This is a genomic window from Vibrio sp. 811, from assembly GCF_033339195.1.
In genome coordinates this window covers 1-782 of record NZ_JAWOUB010000294.1, presented here as the reverse complement: position 1 = coordinate 782, position 782 = coordinate 1, and the positions used below count along the sequence as shown (strand labels likewise).

Below are 782 nucleotides of genomic sequence, written 5' to 3'. Positions count from 1 at the left end.
TGTTGAAGACTACAAGAAAGGCTGGTTGCATTTCGACTGTGCTGGTACTTACCGTAAGTCTGCATCCGACAAGTGGGCAGCAGGCGCTACTGGTATGGGTGTCCGCACTCTTGCTCGCCTTCTTAATGAGCAAGCAGAAAAATAATATTTATGGTGGCGTCAGTTAGGCGCTGCCGTAGTCAAGCAAGTCACTTTTAAACACTATTATTACAAGTACAAAAAGGAAACTTTATGGCTCTAGAAAGAACGTTTTCCATTGTTAAGCCTGACGCTGTGGAAAGAAACCTGATCGGTGAAATCTACAATCGAATCGAGAAGGCAGGCCTACGTATTATTGCTGCGAAAATGGTTCACCTGACTGAAGAGCAGGCGAGCGGCTTTTACGCAGAACATGAAGGTAAAGAATTCTTCCAACCTCTAAAAGAGTTCATGACTTCTGGCCCTATTATGGTTCAAGTGTTGGAAGGCGAAAATGCGATTGCACGTTACCGCGAATTGATGGGTAAAACCAACCCAGAAGAAGCGGCAGCAGGCACACTTCGCGCAGATTACGCGCTAAGCATGCGTCATAACTCTGTGCATGGTTCAGATAGTCCTGAATCAGCGGCTCGTGAGATTGAGTTCTTCTTCCCTGAGTCAGAAATTTGCCCTCGCTAATTGGTAGTTAGTTTGTGCTCGTAAAGATAGTTAGCCTCGGATAATTCCGGGGCTTTTTATTATCGAAACAGTTCGAAGGCGCATTGGTTAGGTCGTTCAATGTTTAACCGAAGTGTTTTTAATGC

General features: G+C 45.1%; 1 protein-coding gene and 1 pseudogene. Both read left to right on the top strand.

Features of this window, described 5'->3' with window-relative positions; translation table 11 throughout:
* A pseudogene (locus tag R7Q46_RS26445) lies at positions 1–145 on the top strand (aminopeptidase PepB); the annotation flags it as partial.
* Positions 146–231: 86 nt separating this feature from the next.
* On the top strand, positions 232–657 hold the full coding sequence (gene ndk, locus R7Q46_RS26440) for a nucleoside-diphosphate kinase (protein WP_005460254.1): 426 nt from the start codon (positions 232–234) through the stop codon (positions 655–657).
* The last annotated feature ends 125 nt before the right edge of the window (positions 658–782 follow it).